The organism is Mesorhizobium sp. LNJC394B00, from assembly GCF_000502555.1.
GTDB lineage: Bacteria > Pseudomonadota > Alphaproteobacteria > Rhizobiales > Rhizobiaceae > Mesorhizobium.
This window is the reverse complement of sequence record NZ_AYWH01000001.1, coordinates 464887-478561: the sequence shown is the minus strand read 5'-3', so window position 1 is coordinate 478561 and position 13675 is coordinate 464887. Positions and strand designations below refer to the sequence as shown.

16 protein-coding genes and 2 pseudogenes are annotated in these 13675 nt (G+C 62.8%); 4 read left to right on the top strand and 14 right to left on the bottom strand.

Translation table 11 applies throughout. From position 1 onward, the window contains the following. Positions 1–40: 40 nt before the first annotated feature. From era to rpoZ, 9 genes are all read right to left on the bottom strand, one after another. Complete coding sequence (era, locus tag X751_RS161165) at positions 41–973, bottom strand: GTPase Era (RefSeq protein ID WP_023727567.1); 933 nt, start codon at positions 971–973, stop codon at positions 41–43. Further along, the gene (gene rnc, locus X751_RS161170; protein WP_023684493.1) at positions 970–1686 is read right to left on the bottom strand and encodes a ribonuclease III; all 717 of its coding nucleotides are present in this window, start codon (positions 1684–1686) and stop codon (positions 970–972) included. The genes era and rnc overlap by 4 nt, the downstream gene beginning before the upstream one ends. Continuing rightward, on the bottom strand, positions 1686–2435 hold the full coding sequence (gene lepB, locus X751_RS161175; protein ID WP_023670241.1) for a signal peptidase I: 750 nt from the start codon (positions 2433–2435) through the stop codon (positions 1686–1688). The genes rnc and lepB overlap by 1 nt, the downstream gene beginning before the upstream one ends. A 90-nt stretch (positions 2436–2525) precedes the next feature. Further along, on the bottom strand, positions 2526–2939 hold the full coding sequence (acpS, locus tag X751_RS161180) for a holo-ACP synthase (RefSeq protein ID WP_023670240.1): 414 nt from the start codon (positions 2937–2939) through the stop codon (positions 2526–2528). Further along, a complete protein-coding gene (locus X751_RS161185; protein ID WP_023743765.1) occupies positions 2936–3520 on the bottom strand; it encodes a DUF2062 domain-containing protein in 585 nt (194 codons plus the stop codon). Before X751_RS161185 ends, acpS begins: the two co-directional genes overlap by 4 nt. A gap of 263 nt (positions 3521–3783) precedes the next feature. Continuing rightward, the gene (locus X751_RS161190) at positions 3784–4164 is read right to left on the bottom strand and encodes a VOC family protein (protein WP_023743764.1); all 381 of its coding nucleotides are present in this window, start codon (positions 4162–4164) and stop codon (positions 3784–3786) included. Positions 4165–4175: 11 nt separating this feature from the next. Further along, positions 4176–4754 carry an orotate phosphoribosyltransferase gene (gene pyrE / locus X751_RS161195; protein WP_023687283.1) on the bottom strand — a complete coding sequence of 193 codons (579 nt, stop codon included), beginning with the start codon at positions 4752–4754 and terminating at the stop codon, positions 4176–4178. An 80-nt stretch (positions 4755–4834) separates the two neighbouring features. Continuing rightward, complete coding sequence (locus tag X751_RS161200; RefSeq protein ID WP_023743763.1) at positions 4835–7066, bottom strand: bifunctional (p)ppGpp synthetase/guanosine-3',5'-bis(diphosphate) 3'-pyrophosphohydrolase; 2232 nt, start codon at positions 7064–7066, stop codon at positions 4835–4837. A 127-nt stretch (positions 7067–7193) separates the two neighbouring features. Continuing rightward, positions 7194–7595: a DNA-directed RNA polymerase subunit omega gene (gene rpoZ / locus X751_RS161205; protein ID WP_023670235.1), complete on the bottom strand. Its 402-nt coding sequence runs from the start codon at positions 7593–7595 to the stop codon at positions 7194–7196. Between the two features lie 332 nt (positions 7596–7927). Here rpoZ and X751_RS161210 point away from each other — a divergent pair, with 332 nt between their 5' ends. Beyond that, positions 7928–8509, top strand: coding sequence for an NYN domain-containing protein (locus X751_RS161210; protein ID WP_023670234.1), 582 nt, complete (start codon positions 7928–7930; stop codon positions 8507–8509). After that, complete coding sequence (locus X751_RS161215; protein WP_023743762.1) at positions 8506–9171, top strand: uracil-DNA glycosylase; 666 nt, start codon at positions 8506–8508, stop codon at positions 9169–9171. Before X751_RS161210 ends, X751_RS161215 begins: the two co-directional genes overlap by 4 nt. 10 nt (positions 9172–9181) lie before the next feature. Here the strand turns inward: X751_RS161215 and X751_RS1000000165150 are convergent. Then, positions 9182–9645: pseudogene (locus X751_RS1000000165150) on the bottom strand (zinc-binding dehydrogenase); the annotation flags it as partial. 8 nt (positions 9646–9653) lie between these two features. Between X751_RS1000000165150 and X751_RS161220 the strand changes: the two are divergent. Then, positions 9654–9809: pseudogene (locus X751_RS161220) on the top strand (winged helix-turn-helix transcriptional regulator); the annotation flags it as partial. A 40-nt stretch (positions 9810–9849) separates the two neighbouring features. Here X751_RS161220 and X751_RS161225 read toward each other — a convergent pair. Then, positions 9850–10329: an Lrp/AsnC ligand binding domain-containing protein gene (locus X751_RS161225; protein WP_031246857.1), complete on the bottom strand. Its 480-nt coding sequence runs from the start codon at positions 10327–10329 to the stop codon at positions 9850–9852. A gap of 140 nt (positions 10330–10469) precedes the next feature. Between X751_RS161225 and X751_RS161230 the strand changes: the two genes are divergently transcribed. Continuing rightward, positions 10470–11375 (top strand): DMT family transporter, encoded by a 906-nt coding sequence (locus X751_RS161230; protein ID WP_023743759.1) that lies wholly within the window; start codon positions 10470–10472, stop codon positions 11373–11375. Between the two features lie 36 nt (positions 11376–11411). On the opposite strand, the gene X751_RS161235 is transcribed toward X751_RS161230, so the two are convergent. The 3 genes from X751_RS161235 to dapA all read right to left on the bottom strand — a co-directional run bounded on the left by X751_RS161235 (position 11412) and on the right by dapA (position 13611). Then, complete coding sequence (locus tag X751_RS161235; RefSeq protein ID WP_023743758.1) at positions 11412–12152, bottom strand: GH25 family lysozyme; 741 nt, start codon at positions 12150–12152, stop codon at positions 11412–11414. Between the two features lie 72 nt (positions 12153–12224). Then, complete coding sequence (gene smpB / locus X751_RS161240; protein WP_023687280.1) at positions 12225–12704, bottom strand: SsrA-binding protein SmpB; 480 nt, start codon at positions 12702–12704, stop codon at positions 12225–12227. Positions 12705–12729: 25 nt separating this feature from the next. Further along, on the bottom strand, positions 12730–13611 hold the full coding sequence (dapA, locus tag X751_RS161245) for a 4-hydroxy-tetrahydrodipicolinate synthase (protein ID WP_023727558.1): 882 nt from the start codon (positions 13609–13611) through the stop codon (positions 12730–12732). Positions 13612–13675 lie beyond the last annotated feature (64 nt).

The window sequence follows — 13675 nt, the reverse complement described above, 5'->3', positions numbered from 1 at the left end:
TCGTCTCAAACTGCCGGGCGGCATTTCTAGACGATGAAGCTCAATGGGGAAACTCAAGCCCCATCTCCCGGTAGCGTTCGGGGTCGTCGCCCCAGTTTTCACGCACTTTGACGAACAAGAACAGGTGCACTTTCTGCTCGAGAATTCCGGCTATTTCCATGCGCGCCGACTGGCCGATGGCGCGGATCGTCTCGCCCTTGTGGCCGAGCACGATCTTCTTCTGGCTGTCGCGCTCGACATAGATGGTCTGGTCGATGCGCACCGAGCCGTCCGGTTTCTCTTCCCATTTCTCGGTCTCGATATGCGAGGAATAGGGCAACTCCTGATGCAGCCGCAGATACAGCTTCTCGCGGGTGATCTCGGCGGCCAGCTGGCGCATCGGCAGGTCCGAGATCTGGTCTTCCGGATAGTACCAGGGGCCGACCGGCAGCGCTTGCGCGAGATAGTCGAGCAAATCCTTGCAGCCGGAGCCGGTCAGCGCCGAGACCATGAAGGTGCGCTTGAACGGCACCTTTTCGTTTGCTGCCGCGGCCAGGGCCAGCAGCGCCTCGTGCTTGACCCGGTCGACCTTGTTGAGGATCAGCACCATCGGTTGGCGGACGTCCTTCAGCCGCTCGAGGATGGCGTCGGCGTCACCCCTGATGCCGCGCTCGGCATCGATCAGCAGCAACACGATATCGGCGTCCTTGGCGCCACCCCAGGCGGTGGTCACCATGGCGGTGTCGAGCCGGCGCTTCGGCTTGAAGATGCCGGGCGTGTCGACAAAGACGATCTGCGCGTTGTCATGCGTGGCGATGCCGCGCACGATGGCGCGGGTGGTCTGCACCTTGTGGGTGACGATCGACACCTTGGCGCCGACCAGCTGGTTGACCAGCGTCGACTTGCCGGCATTGGGGGCACCGATCAGGGCGACGAAGCCGGAGTGTGTGGCAGTGGCCTCCGCTGCCGGAGGGAGATCTTCGCTGCCGGTCATGCCGCACTCCCTTGGTTGGCCCAGATGCCTTCGCGCGTAAGAAACGCCGATGCCGCCGCTTCTTCGGCTGCGCGGCGAGAGCCGCCCGTGCCGCTCGCCGGCGCAAAACCGCCGACCTTCACGGACACCGTGAAAACCGGTTGATGTTCAGGTCCTTCTCGTTTCTCGATCGCGTATTCGGGCCTGACATCGCTGGTCTTGGCGATCCATTCCTGCAGGTCGGATTTCGGATTGGGCGGCTTGGCCACCACCTTTTGCGAGCGCGGCTCCCAGTAGCGCAGGACGAATTGCCTTGCCGCATCGAGGCCGCCATCGATATAGACCGCCGCGATCAGCGCTTCGACTGCATCCGCCAGATAGTTTCCGCCCGAGCCACGCGAGCGCGCCTTCAAGGCAGCGTCGGCCCGAACCAGATCTTCGAGCTGCATTTCAATGCCGATCTCGGAGCATGTCCGCGCATCGACCAGGGCATTGAAGCGCGGGGCGATTTCACCTTCCGGCGCCTCAGGAAACTTTTCAAAAAGCAGGTCGGCAACGATCAGGCCGAGCACGCGGTCGCCAAGGAATTCGAGGCGCTGGTTGTTGCTGCTTGCCTTGACCGCGCTGGAATGCGTCAGCGCGGTCTCGAGCAAACGGACGTCCCGGAAGGAATGGCCGGTTTTGGCTGTCACCAAATCGGCCAGAGTTTCACCCGTCGGGCGCTTCAAAGCCATCAATTCACGAAATGGAACAGGCGCGACAGGCGCACCAGCGACGGCCATTTCCAGATCTCGAGCGGGCTCGCCTTCCCGGCGATCGAGAAGAAGACGATGTTAGCGCGGCCGACAAGGTTCTCCGCCGGCACGTAGCCGACGCTGAGGCGGCTGTCGGAGGAATTGTCGCGGTTGTCGCCCATCATGAAATAGTTGCCGGGGGGCACGACGAACTCGCGGGTGTTGTCGGTGATCGAATTCGGTGTCAGGTCGAGCGTGTCGTAGCTGACGCCGTTGGGCAGGGTCTCGCGATAGACGTCGACCGGCTCAGGCACTTCCGTGATATCAGGATTTTGGATCTGGCCGGTTTTCACACGAGGCACGCCCTGGCCGTTGATGAACAATTGGCCGTCCTTCATCTGGATCTTGTCCCCCGGCAGGCCGACGACGCGCTTGATGTAGTCGAGCGACGGATCCGGCGGGAACTTGAAGACCACCACGTCGCCGCGCTTCGGATCGGAACCCCAGATGCGGCCGGAAAAGATGTCGGGGCCGAATGGCAGCGAATAACGCGAGAAGCCGTAGGACCATTTGGTGACGAACAGATAGTCGCCTTCGAGCAAGGTCGGCCGCATAGAGCCGGACGGGATCGAGAAGGGCTGGAACAGCAACGTGCGGATGACCATGGCCAGCAGCAAAGCCTGGATGATGACGCTGACGATTTCGCCAAGCCCGCCGGATTTCTTCTCGGATTTTTCAGCCACGCTCATGTCGTCCTCGATTGTGCGTTGGATGGTATAGAGTCTCGGCGCGCGCTGGGCAACGTCAAGTCGGCGTTAGATAGCGGTCGTCTGATGCAATCAATGTGGCGCTTGTTCGGCGGGCAACGCCTCGATGATCACAAAGGCTTGAGCAAGCGGGAAATCATCGGTGATTGTGAGGTGGATCGCCGCTCTGTGCCCCTGTGGCAGGATTTTGGCCAGCCGTGCCGCCGCTCCCCCGGTCAGCGCCATGGTCGGCGCGCCGCTGGGCAGGTTGGCGACCCCCATGTCGCGCCAGAACACGCCCTGCGCCAGGCCGGTGCCAAGCGCCTTGGCGCAGGCCTCCTTGGCGGCGAAGCGCTTGGCATAGGAGGCGGCGCGGCCCTTGCGGCCTTCCGAGCGGACCTGTTCGACCTCGGTGTAGATGCGCTGGATGAAGCGCTGACCATGCCGTTCCAGCGACTTTTCGATGCGTCTGATGTCGATCAGGTCGCTGCCGATGCCGATGATCATTCCGCCGGAACTTCCCGTCCGCGGTGCCCGGCCTTATGCGCCCGCTCTGCCATGCGCTTCCTGCGCTGCTCGCGAAAGGCTGTCATCCCCCAGCGGGTGATGCCGTAGAAGATCAGCCCGAAGATCAGGCCGAGCGGCACAGCGCCGATCAGCATCGGCTCCAGCACCGGATGCCACAGTTTTGCAAACGACAGCGTGTGCATCATCTCACCAAGATGCGCAGGCGGTCCGTTCTTGGGCAGGCGCTCATGCAGGATCAGCTTGCCGACTTCCCAGGACGCTCCCCACAGCAGCGGGAAAGTCAGCGGATTGCCGAAGAATACCGCGCCGAAGGCGGCGGCCACCAGATTGCCGGCGACCACCCAGCAGAGCACGGCGGCGACGGCGAAATGGAAGCCGAGCGGAAAGAAGGAGGCGAAAACGCCGGCCGCGACGCCGGCCGCGACTGCATGCGGTGTCGCCTTCAGCCGCAGGATGCGCTTGGAGAAATATTGCAACGAGCGCGAAAACGAGCGGCGCGGCCACAGATAGGTACGCACCCGCTCCAGAATGCCATCAGGCTTTCGGCGTCGAAAAAGCACTCTGTTCCAGTTCCCGGTTCATCACGCCCAAATTGCAACCACCCTGGCCGGGCGCGGTCGCTCCATCTTGCGCTTCGAGGGCGCAGAAAGGCAACAACGACTTTGATATAGCGACTGCCTTGCGGCGGAACAATGAAACGCCGCCGCGATGGTCTGCCGCAGGCGGGTAACAAGAGCGCCATTGGGGCGAAACTGAGGACAATATCGATGAAAGCTCCCCGACGACGGCAAGGCCCGCGCGAGACGACGCCGAGGCGGATAGACTATTCCCGATATTCGCTGACTTCGACCAAATTGCTGTCCGGATAGCGGAAATAAACCGAGATCATCTTACCGCGGGCGCCGGTGCGCTCGACCGGACCGACTTCGATGGCAACGCCATTGGCTTCCAGACGGGCGCAAATCTCGGCAAGCGGCCTTGCGGCGACCAGGCAGAAATCGCCGGACCCAGGCATCGGCACCTTGGCCTTGGGCTCAAAGGTGCGGCCCACCTGATGCAGATTGATCTTCTGCGATCCGAACAGCAACGCCGTCGGCCGGTTCGGCTCGTCGAGGCGCTTGAGGCCAAGCACCCGCTGGTAGAAGGCGCAGCTGTCCTCCACAGAGCGGACCGTCAGCACGAAATGATCGATGCCGGCGATCATTGTGATGTCCCCTAGATGTTGCGGCTTCCTGGCTTAACGGCGGGAATGGCGGCAAGTTCCGGCGGCAGGCGGTCGGCGGGATAGGCCGGCACCTCATATTCGGCAAGCGCGATCAGCGGCACGCCGACATTGGTCTTGCCGGCCGAGCGGTCGATGATGCAGGCCGCCGCCACGACCTCTGCGCCAATCGCGCGCAGGCAGTCGATGGTTTCGCGGATCGAAAGACCAGTGGTGACGATGTCCTCGACGATTACGACGCGCGATCCCGGCGCGATCTCGAAGCGGCGCAGCCTGAACTCGCCGCCTTCGCGCTCGACCCAAATGGCAGGTACGCCGAGATGGCGCGATGTTTCATAGGCCGGGATCAGGCCGCCGATCGCCGGGCCGACGACATAGTCGATCTTGCCAGGCACCGCCTTGCGGATCTTTTCGGCCAGCGCCTTGCACAGGCGCTCGGTCTTGTCGGCATGCATGAAGACGCGCGCCTTCTGCAAGAAGACCGGGCTGCGCAGGCCGGACGTCAGGATGAAATGCCCCTCCAGAACAGCGCCCGCCTCGCGGAAAATGCCCAGCACCTCGTCGGTATTCATAACTCGCCCCATGTCCATGGTGAATGGTGAATGGTGAATGGTAGTGAGAGCGCCTTCTTTCACTATTCACTATTCACTATTCACCCATTCACACGCCGCGCATCGCTGACGCTCGAATTATCCTTGAGCTGCGACAGCAGCCGGTTGAGGTGCTTCAGATCCCAGACTTCGAGATCGATCAGCATTTCGGTGAAGTCGGGCGCGGTGCGCACCATCGACAGCGTATGAATGTTGGCGTCGTTGGAGGCAACGACCTGGGCGATATCGGCGAGCGAGCCCGGCGCGTTGATGGCGGTGACCGAGACGCGCGCCGGAAAGCGCTCCTTGGTCTGCTCGTCAATGTCCCAGCGCACGTCGATCCAGCGCTCCGGCTGGTCGTCGAAGGCCTGCAGCGCCGGCGACTGGATGGGATAGATGGTGATGCCGGTGCCCGGCTGGACAATGCCGACGATGCGGTCGCCTGGCACGGCCCCTTCCGGCGCGAAACGCACCGGCAGGTCGCCGCGCACGCCGCGGATCGGTACCGCGCCATCGCGCGGCTGGTCCTTGTCCTTGCGCGCGGCTCGGGTGCCGGGCATCTGGAACAGCATGCCGGCGGCGTTGCGGATCTTCGACCAGCCCTCCTCGCGCTGCTTGGGGGCGCTGACAGTGACACGCTCGTCCTTGTAGTCTGGGAAGACCGCCTTCATGACGTCGGTCGAGGCAAGTTCGCCGCGCCCGACCGAGGCCAGGACATCCTCGATGTCCTTGCGCGCCAGCCGGTGCAGCACCGGCTTCAGGCTTTCCTTGGTGAAAGTCTTGCCGGCGCGCTCGAAGGCGCGCTCGAGAATGCGGGCACCAAGACCTGAATATTGCTTGCGAATGGCGTTCTTGGTGGCGCGGCGGATGGCTGAACGCGCCTTGCCGGTGACCACCACCGACTCCCACGCCGCCGGCGGCACTTGCGCCTTGGAGCGGATGATCTCGACCTCGTCGCCGTTCTTAAGTTCCGTCATTAGCGGCATGATGCGGCCGTTGACCTTGGCGCCGACGCAGGTGTCGCCGACATCGGTGTGCACGGCATAGGCGAAGTCGATGGGCGTGGCGCCGCGCGGCAGAGCGATCAGCATGCCCTTGGGCGTGAAGCAGAATACCTGGTCCTGGAACAGCTCCAGCTTGGTATTTTCGAGGAAGTCTTCCGGGTTGTCGCCTTCTGCCAGTTGCTCGATGGTGCGCCGCAGCCAGGCATAGGCGTTGGTCTCCTTCGAGATCGCATGGGCGGCGCCGTTCGTCTTGCCGCCGGTGTCCTTGTAGATCGAATGGGCGGCGACGCCATATTCGGCGATCTTGTTCATCTCGCGGGTACGGATCTGCAGTTCGACGCGCTGGCGCGAGGGGCCGACAATGGTGGTGTGGATCGAACGGTAGTCGTTCTGCTTGGGCGTCGAGATGTAATCCTTGAAGCGGCCAGGCACCATCGACCATGTGGTGTGGATGGCGCCGAGCGCGCGGTAACAGTCTTCGACGCTGTCGAGGACGACGCGGAAGCCGAAGATGTCTGAGAGCTGCTCGAAGGACAGCGCCTTGGCCTCCATCTTGCGGAACACCGACCACGGCTTCTTCTGCCGGCTCTTCACGCCGGCGTTGATGGCATGCTTTTCGAACAGCGCCGACAGCGCCTTTTCGATGTCGGTCAGCACGCCCTTGTTGCGCTCGAATATCTCGGCAAGCCGCGCGGTGACGGCGCGATAGGCTTCCGGATTGATGAAGCGGAAGGCGATCTCTTCCAGTTCCTCGCGCATGCCTTGCATGCCCATGCGCCCGGCGAGCGGCGCATAGATGTCCATCGTCTCCTCGGCGATGCGCAGGCGCTTGGCCTCGGGCATGTGGTCGAGGGTGCGCATGTTGTGCAGACGGTCGGCGAGCTTGACCAGCAGAACGCGGACATCCTCCGAGATGGCCAGCAACAGCTTGCGCAGGTTTTCCGCCTGCTCGGCCTTCTTGGAGACGAGATCGAGCTTCTTCAGCTTGGTCAGGCCTTCGACCAGCTTGCCCATTTCGGGGCCGAACAGATCGTCGATCTCGGCCCGCGTCGCGGTGGTGTCCTCGATCGTGTCATGCAGCAAGGCGACGGCGATCGTCGCCTCGTCCATGTGCATTTCGGTGAGGATGGCGGCGACTTCGAGCGGATGCGAGAAATAGGGATCGCCGGAAGCGCGCTTCTGGTGGCCATGCTTCTGCATGGCGTAGACATAGGCCTTGTTGAGCAACGCCTCGTTGACGTCAGGCTTGTAGCGAGCAACGCGCTCGACAAGCTCATACTGACGCATCATGGGCGGGTTCTCACGGTGCTGAAATGATTGATGCGCCGCACTGATGTACGGCGCATCTCATAGATAGCCACGAAACTCACGGGACGGAAGTGCCGGAACCATATTCCCGGCAGGTCCAGGGCAGCGATTAGTAGTCGTCGCTCTTTTCCGGGGGAACCAGGCCCTCGATGCCGGCCAAAAGGTCTTCCTCGGTCATGCGATCGAAGGTGACGTTTTCTTCCGCGTCGTCGGCGTCGGTAGCTGCAACTGCGTTGCCGGTCTGGTCGGCGATCGCCTCGCCGTCGGCCTCGGGCTCGTCAACCTCGACATGCTTCTGCAGCGAGTGGATCAGATCTTCCTTGAGGTCGTCGGGCGACAGCGTCTCGTCGGCGATCTCGCGCAGCGCCACGACCGGGTTCTTGTCGTTGTCGCGCGGCACGGTGATCGGCGCGCCCTGGCTGATCTGGCGGGCGCGATGGCCGGCAAGCAGCACGAGCTCGAAGCGGTTGTCGACCTTGTCGATGCAGTCTTCAACGGTTACGCGGGCCATTGATTGCCCCTTTCATGCCTGGATTTGATGGAAAACAGGCGCGGTCCATAACCCGAACGCCGCCAAAATACAAGCATTATGGCTCTGTGGCCCCATGGGCTGGCGAATGCCAGCTTCTGGCGCCGCTGAATGCCTGGCCGGCGAAGCCCGCCTACCGGGCGACGACACGGCTCCGATCACAATTGCTTGCAGTGCGCCCCGGCACCCTTGGATTGCCGTAAAACTGGCGCTATCTCGGTTGACGAAAGGTCAGCCGGTTTATTTACGAGCCGAGCGATATAAACGACCCATTTCGATTAGTCCGCCACCTATTTCGAAAAAGGAATATTGCCATGTTCGACCCCCGTGAAAAAATCGCTCTTTTCATAGACGGCGCCAACCTCTACGCCACCTCGCGCGCACTCGGCTTCGACATAGACTACCGCAAACTGCTGTCCAGCTTCCAGAAGCGCGGCTATTTGCTGCGCGCCTATTACTACACCGCTCTGGTCGAGGATCAGGAATACTCTTCGATCCGCCCTTTGATCGACTGGCTCGACTACAATGGCTTCAAGGTGGTGACCAAGCCGGCCAAGGAGTTCACCGACTCGACCGGCCGCCGCAAGATCAAGGGCAATATGGACATCGAACTGACCGTCGATGCGCTCGAACTTGCCGATGTCGTCGACCACTATGTCATCTTCTCCGGCGACGGCGATTTCCGCACACTGGTCGAAGCGCTACAGCGGCGCGGCCGCAAGGTCTCGATCGTCTCGACCATGGCCTCGCAACCGCCGATGATCTCGGACGATCTGCGTCGCCAGGCCGACCATTTCATCGATTTGACCTCGCTGAAGAACGAGGTCGGCCGCGATCCCTCCGAACGGCCGGTGCGCAGGCCCGAGCCGGCCGAAGTCGAAGAGGAAGACTATTGACGGCGGCGGCCTTGGAGGCCGCTCCCGAACCCGACCGCGACTGCCCCCTCTGCCCACGCCTGCATGATTTCATCTCAGACTGGCGACGGCGCGAGCCGTCGTGGTTCAACGCGCCGGTGCCGACCTTCCTGCCGCCTGATGGCGAGGACGCCGTCGAGCTGCTGATCGTCGGGCTGGCGCCCGGCCTGCGCGGCGCCAACCGCACCGGGCGACCGTTCACCGGCGACTATGCCGGCGACCTGCTCTACTCAACGATGATCGCTCACGGTTTTGCCCGCGGCGAGTTCAAGGCGCGGCCGGATGACGGGCTCGAACTGATCGGCACCGCGATCACCAATGCGGTGCGCTGCGTGCCGCCGGAGAACAAGCCGGTCGGCGCCGAGATCTCCACTTGCCGCAGCTTTCTGGTGCCGACGATCGCGCGCTTTCCAAAATTGCGCGCCGTGCTGGCGCTGGGCTCGATCGCCCACCAGTCGACCGTCAGGGCGCTCGGTCAGCGCGTCGCTGCCTATCCGTTCAAGCACGGCGGTCGGTTGCCGGCCGGCGGCGTCACGCTGTTTTCCAGCTATCATTGCTCGCGCTACAACACCAACACTGGGGTGCTGACCGAAGCGATGTTCGTCAAGGTATTCAGCGAGATCGCGTCGTTCCTGCGGAACTAGACGCTGCCTCTCAAAATCCCGCGAGCACGATCTTGCCCTTGGCCTTGCCGGTCTCGATCAGCGCATGGGCGCGCTTCAGATTGGCGGCATTGATTGGGCCGAACGTCTCGCCCAGCCTGGTGCGGATGGTGCCGGCGTCGACAAGGCGCGCCAGTTCGTTGAGATGTTCGCCCTGCGCGGCCATATCGGGCGTTTCATACAGCGAGCGGGTGAACATCGGCTCCCAGTGGACCGAAACGCTCTTGCGACCCAGTCGCGGGTTTCGGGCCGCGATGCGGTGGCGATCACCGTCAGATCGGTCAGCTGGCGCGCGAGCTGGACCGCGATCGACCCGACGCCGCCGGCGCCGCCGACGATCAGGATGGTGTTCGCGGCGCCGATGACTAGCTTCTTCACATCGAGGCGGTCGAACAGCGCCTCAAAGGCGGTGATCGCCGTCGTCGGCAGTGCTGCCGCCTGCGCATAGCCGAGCGAGCCAGACTGGGCTCATCGCCCGCAAGGTCTATGCGCAGATGCCGCCGAAGGTCGAGTACAGCCCGACGCCTCGTGGCCGAAGCCTGGAGCCCGTGATCACCGCGCTGAAGGTCTGGGGCGATGCGAATGTGACGCTGGCGCCGGAGGTTTCCCAGGCCGCTTGAAGCGGAGGCGTGGCAACGGCTTGCGTTGGTCCGGCCCGTCTCACACCGGCAGCAGCGCGTCCGGCTTCACGTCCGATATCGACGCATAGGTGTGCGTTTCCCTGACACCCGGCAGCGGCAGGATCACGCGCTTCAAAAAATCCTGATAGGCGGCCATTTCCGAAATGCGCGCTTTCACCAGATAGTCGAAGCCGCCCACGACCATATGGCACTCCAGCACTTCGGGGGCCTTTGCTACCGCTTCGGCGAAACGGTCGAACACATGCGGCGCCGCCTGGTCGAGCCTGACTTCGATGAAGACAAGCGTGCCACGGCCGATCTTTTGCGGATTGAGCACGGCCCGGACCGCGGTGATGAAACCCTCACGGAAAAGGCGCTTCACGCGCTGGCTGGTGCCGGTCGGCGACAGGCCGACACGGGCGGCGAGATCGAGTGTGGTGCGACGCCCATCCTCCTGCAACAACCGCAGCAGGCTGCGGTCGATGGCATCAAGTTGGTCGGATTCATGATTCACGTTCATGGCTCCTCTATTGTGTGAGATTCACGCCCAGCTCGCGAAAGCAGCCTATTTTGTCGCACCATTCTCAACAATAGGCTGCGCTTTCAACGAGAGCCGTCTGGAGGAAGAATCCTCCGCTGGCAGAATCGAGCGGGACAAGAATGCGCGTGACAGAGGACCGAAACACAAAGCCGGCAATTCTTGCGGGCCTCGCCATGATCGGCATTTACGCCGTGCAGTTCGTCGCAGCCCGCTTTAGCCTGCGGGAGCATCTTACGGCGACGGATGTCGCGACCTTGCGCTTTGTCGGTGCCGGACTGGTCATGCTGCCGGTTGTCTGGCGCGGCGGCCTGTCAGCCAGCAAAGCGTTGGGCTGGCGGCGTGCCTTGACGCTGGCGGCACTGGCCGGACTGCCCTACCCTATCATCATCAATTGGGGACTGACCTATGCGCCGGCAGCGCATGGTGCCGCACTTTGCCCTGCCTCGATCGTGTTCTTCTCATTCGTGCTGTCGCGCATCGCCACGAGGGAGAAAACCTCGCACCAGCGAACCATCGGCGTCGCAGCCATCATCGCCGGGCTGATCCTGTTCATTGCACCCGTGCGCACTGGCGGCGGCATGAAGGATGTCCTCTTCGGCGATCTTCTGTTCGTCGGATCCGGCGCGATGTTTGCCGCCTATGCCGTTCTCGTGCGGCGCTGGCGCGTCGATCCGGTTGCGGCGACCGCAACGGTGGTGCTGCTGTCATGCGTGCCGCTGCCGTTGCTCTATTTCTTTGCCCCAAGCGGCCTCCGCGCGGCATCAGTGGCCGAGATTGCCAGCCAGATCGTCATTCAAGGGTTTTTGGCGGGTGCGGCCGCCATGTTCCTGTACACCTATATCGTCCGGCAGCTGGGGTCGCAGGCGGCATCGCTGTTCATGCCATGCGTGCCGATCGCAACCGTGCTGATCGCGATGACGGTGCTCGGCGAGACGCCGACCGGCGCCCAGTTCGCCGCCGTACTGATCATGGCCGCGGGGATGGCTTTTTCGGCTCTTTCCAGGCCTGTTCCCAAGCCTGCGTAAGACTGCGGATGCCAAACTCAAGGCCAGCTGATTCGTTCAAGGCGATGGAGGCTTTTGCGAAGAGAGCGATGCGGGTGCAGCAAATAGCTCGGCCAGCGTTTGCTGCCCACCCTGCAGGACGTTGAGATCGACATCGCCCTCGATCCCGTCGACGCGGCCCATATTGTGGTACTGCCAGTAGATCCAGTCGTTGCGACCTGGCTCCAGGAGCAACGAGCGACGCCAGAGCGGGCGAACGTCGATTTTCCCGGCATAGGCGTCCTCGGCCTCGTCGGTCAGGTAGATGATCGCCGGCTTGCCGAACGCAGCTTCAACCGGTCCGAGGAAGGCCTGGAGTTCCGCGCTCAGCTGCTCCGGCGACGGGCGTTGCGGGCAGCTGCCGCCGAATTCGATGTCGACGACCGGTGGCAGCAGCGGCTGGTCGTGCGGCACCACCGCGATGAAATTTTTCGCCTGGTCGGCGCCCGGCCGGCAGAAGGTGAAGAAGTGATAGGCGCCGACCGCAAGCCCGGCCGCGCGCGCCTCGCGCAGGTTTTTGGCGAAGGCATCGTCGACATGGTCGCCGCCCTCGGTCGCCTTGATGACCGCGAAGGCGACATCGTCGGCGGCAACGCGCCGCCAGTCGATCTCACCCTGATGATGCGAAACGTCGATACCCCTGACCGGATAGCTGTCACGATCCGGCGAGAACGTCCGGAAATAGAAGATGCCACCTGCGGCGACGATGCCGGCGAAGACCAGACTGGCCGCACCCCAGAGAATGATCCGGTTCTTCAAGCCTTTCCCCATCGTATGTCGCTGGAAACTTGAAAGCCGATGTGGCTTTTCTGGGGCTGTGGCTCGAGGTTCTTAGCCCCGTTCCTTCATGAGCCGGCCCTTTTCGCGCGACCAGTCGCGCTGCTTTTCGCTCTCGCGCTTGTCGTGCAGTTTCTTGCCGCGGCCGACGGCGAGCAGCAGCTTGGCACGGCCCTGGTCGTTGAAGTAGATTTTCAGCGGCACCAGCGTCATGCCTTCGCGGTCGATGCTCTGCGCCAGTTTTGCCATCTCGCGCTTGTTGAGCAGCAGCTTGCGACGCCGCCTGGGCTCGTGGTTGAAGCGGTTGGCCTGCAGGTATTCCGGCAGATAGGAATTGATCAGCCAGATCTCGCCACCCTCGACCGAGGCGTAGCTGTCCTGGATGTTGGCCTGGCCCTGGCGCAGCGACTTGACCTCGGTGCCGGTCAGCACCAGGCCGGCCTCGACGGTGTCGAGCACCTCATAGGAAAACCGCGCCTTGCGGTTTTCCGCAACGGTTTTGTTGTTTGGATCGGCTTTTCTGACCTGGTTCATGATGCGGAGAGGTGGCGCCTCATCCTCAATTTATCAAGCCGGCGTGCTTCATCGCCGCATCGATCTTCTCGGCGGTCGACGCCTCGATGGTCACCAGCGGCGAGCGCACCACGTTCTCGACCTTGCCAATCTTCGACAGCGCGTATTTGACGCCGCACAGGCCGGGCTCAAGGAAGATGGCCTTGTGCAGCGGCAGCAGACGGTCCTGCAATTCCAGCGCCTTGGCGCTGTCACCGGACAGTGTGGCTTCCTGGAATTCGGCGCACAGCCGCGGCGCGACATTCGACGTCACCGAGATGCAGCCGACACCGCCATGAGCGTTGAAGCCGAGGGCAGAGGCATCCTCACCTGAAAGCTGGATGAACTCCTTGCCGCAGGTGGCGCGCTGTTCGGACACGCGCTCGACCTTGCCGGTGGCATCCTTGACGCCGACGATGTTCTTGAAGTCGTGCGCCAGCCTGCCCATCGTCTCCGGCATCATGTCGATCACCGAGCGCGGCGGGATGTTGTAAATGATGATCGGCAGCTTGGTCGCCCTGGCGACGGCAGCGAAATGCTCGTACAAGCCGCGCTGTGTTGGCTTGTTGTAATAAGGCGTGACGACCAGAGCGGCGTCGGCGCCCGCCTGCTCGGCATACTGCACCAGACCGACCGCTTCAGCGGTGTTGTTGGAGCCGGCGCCGGCGACGACCGGAGCGCGGCCCTTGGCCACATCGATGCAGACCTTGACGACATGGCGATGCTCGTCATGCGACAGCGTCGGCGACTCACCGGTGGTGCCGACCGGGACGAGGCCCGTCGTGCCCTCGCCAAGTTGCCATTCGACGAAAGCGCGAAAGGCTTTCTCGTCGAAACGTCCGCTCTTTTCGAACGGCGTCACGAGCGCAGTAAGCGAGCCTCTCAGCATGTCGTCCAACTCCTTGGAACTTGTTTGTTTATGCGTGTCATCGTCCCAAAACCGGTTCCCGCTT

What these genes read in the sequence shown, in the direction of transcription:
- era (WP_023727567.1), bottom strand. Translation starts at nt 973, where the DNA reads ATGACCGGCAGCGAAGATCTCCCTCCGGCAGCGGAGGCCACTGCCACA.
- rnc (WP_023684493.1), bottom strand. Translation starts at nt 1,686, where the DNA reads ATGGCTTTGAAGCGCCCGACGGGTGAAACTCTGGCCGATTTGGTGACA.
- lepB (WP_023670241.1), bottom strand. Translation starts at nt 2,435, where the DNA reads ATGAGCGTGGCTGAAAAATCCGAGAAGAAATCCGGCGGGCTTGGCGAA.
- acpS (WP_023670240.1), bottom strand. Translation starts at nt 2,939, where the DNA reads ATGATCATCGGCATCGGCAGCGACCTGATCGACATCAGACGCATCGAA.
- X751_RS161190 (WP_023743764.1), bottom strand. Translation starts at nt 4,164, where the DNA reads ATGATCGCCGGCATCGATCATTTCGTGCTGACGGTCCGCTCTGTGGAG.
- pyrE (WP_023687283.1), bottom strand. Translation starts at nt 4,754, where the DNA reads ATGAATACCGACGAGGTGCTGGGCATTTTCCGCGAGGCGGGCGCTGTT.
- X751_RS161200 (WP_023743763.1), bottom strand. Translation starts at nt 7,066, where the DNA reads ATGATGCGTCAGTATGAGCTTGTCGAGCGCGTTGCTCGCTACAAGCCT.
- rpoZ (WP_023670235.1), bottom strand. Translation starts at nt 7,595, where the DNA reads ATGGCCCGCGTAACCGTTGAAGACTGCATCGACAAGGTCGACAACCGC.
- X751_RS161210 (WP_023670234.1), top strand. Translation starts at nt 7,928, where the DNA reads ATGTTCGACCCCCGTGAAAAAATCGCTCTTTTCATAGACGGCGCCAAC.
- X751_RS161225 (WP_031246857.1), bottom strand. Translation starts at nt 10,329, where the DNA reads ATGAACGTGAATCATGAATCCGACCAACTTGATGCCATCGACCGCAGC.
- X751_RS161230 (WP_023743759.1), top strand. Translation starts at nt 10,470, where the DNA reads ATGCGCGTGACAGAGGACCGAAACACAAAGCCGGCAATTCTTGCGGGC.
- smpB (WP_023687280.1), bottom strand. Translation starts at nt 12,704, where the DNA reads ATGAACCAGGTCAGAAAAGCCGATCCAAACAACAAAACCGTTGCGGAA.
- dapA (WP_023727558.1), bottom strand. Translation starts at nt 13,611, where the DNA reads ATGCTGAGAGGCTCGCTTACTGCGCTCGTGACGCCGTTCGAAAAGAGC.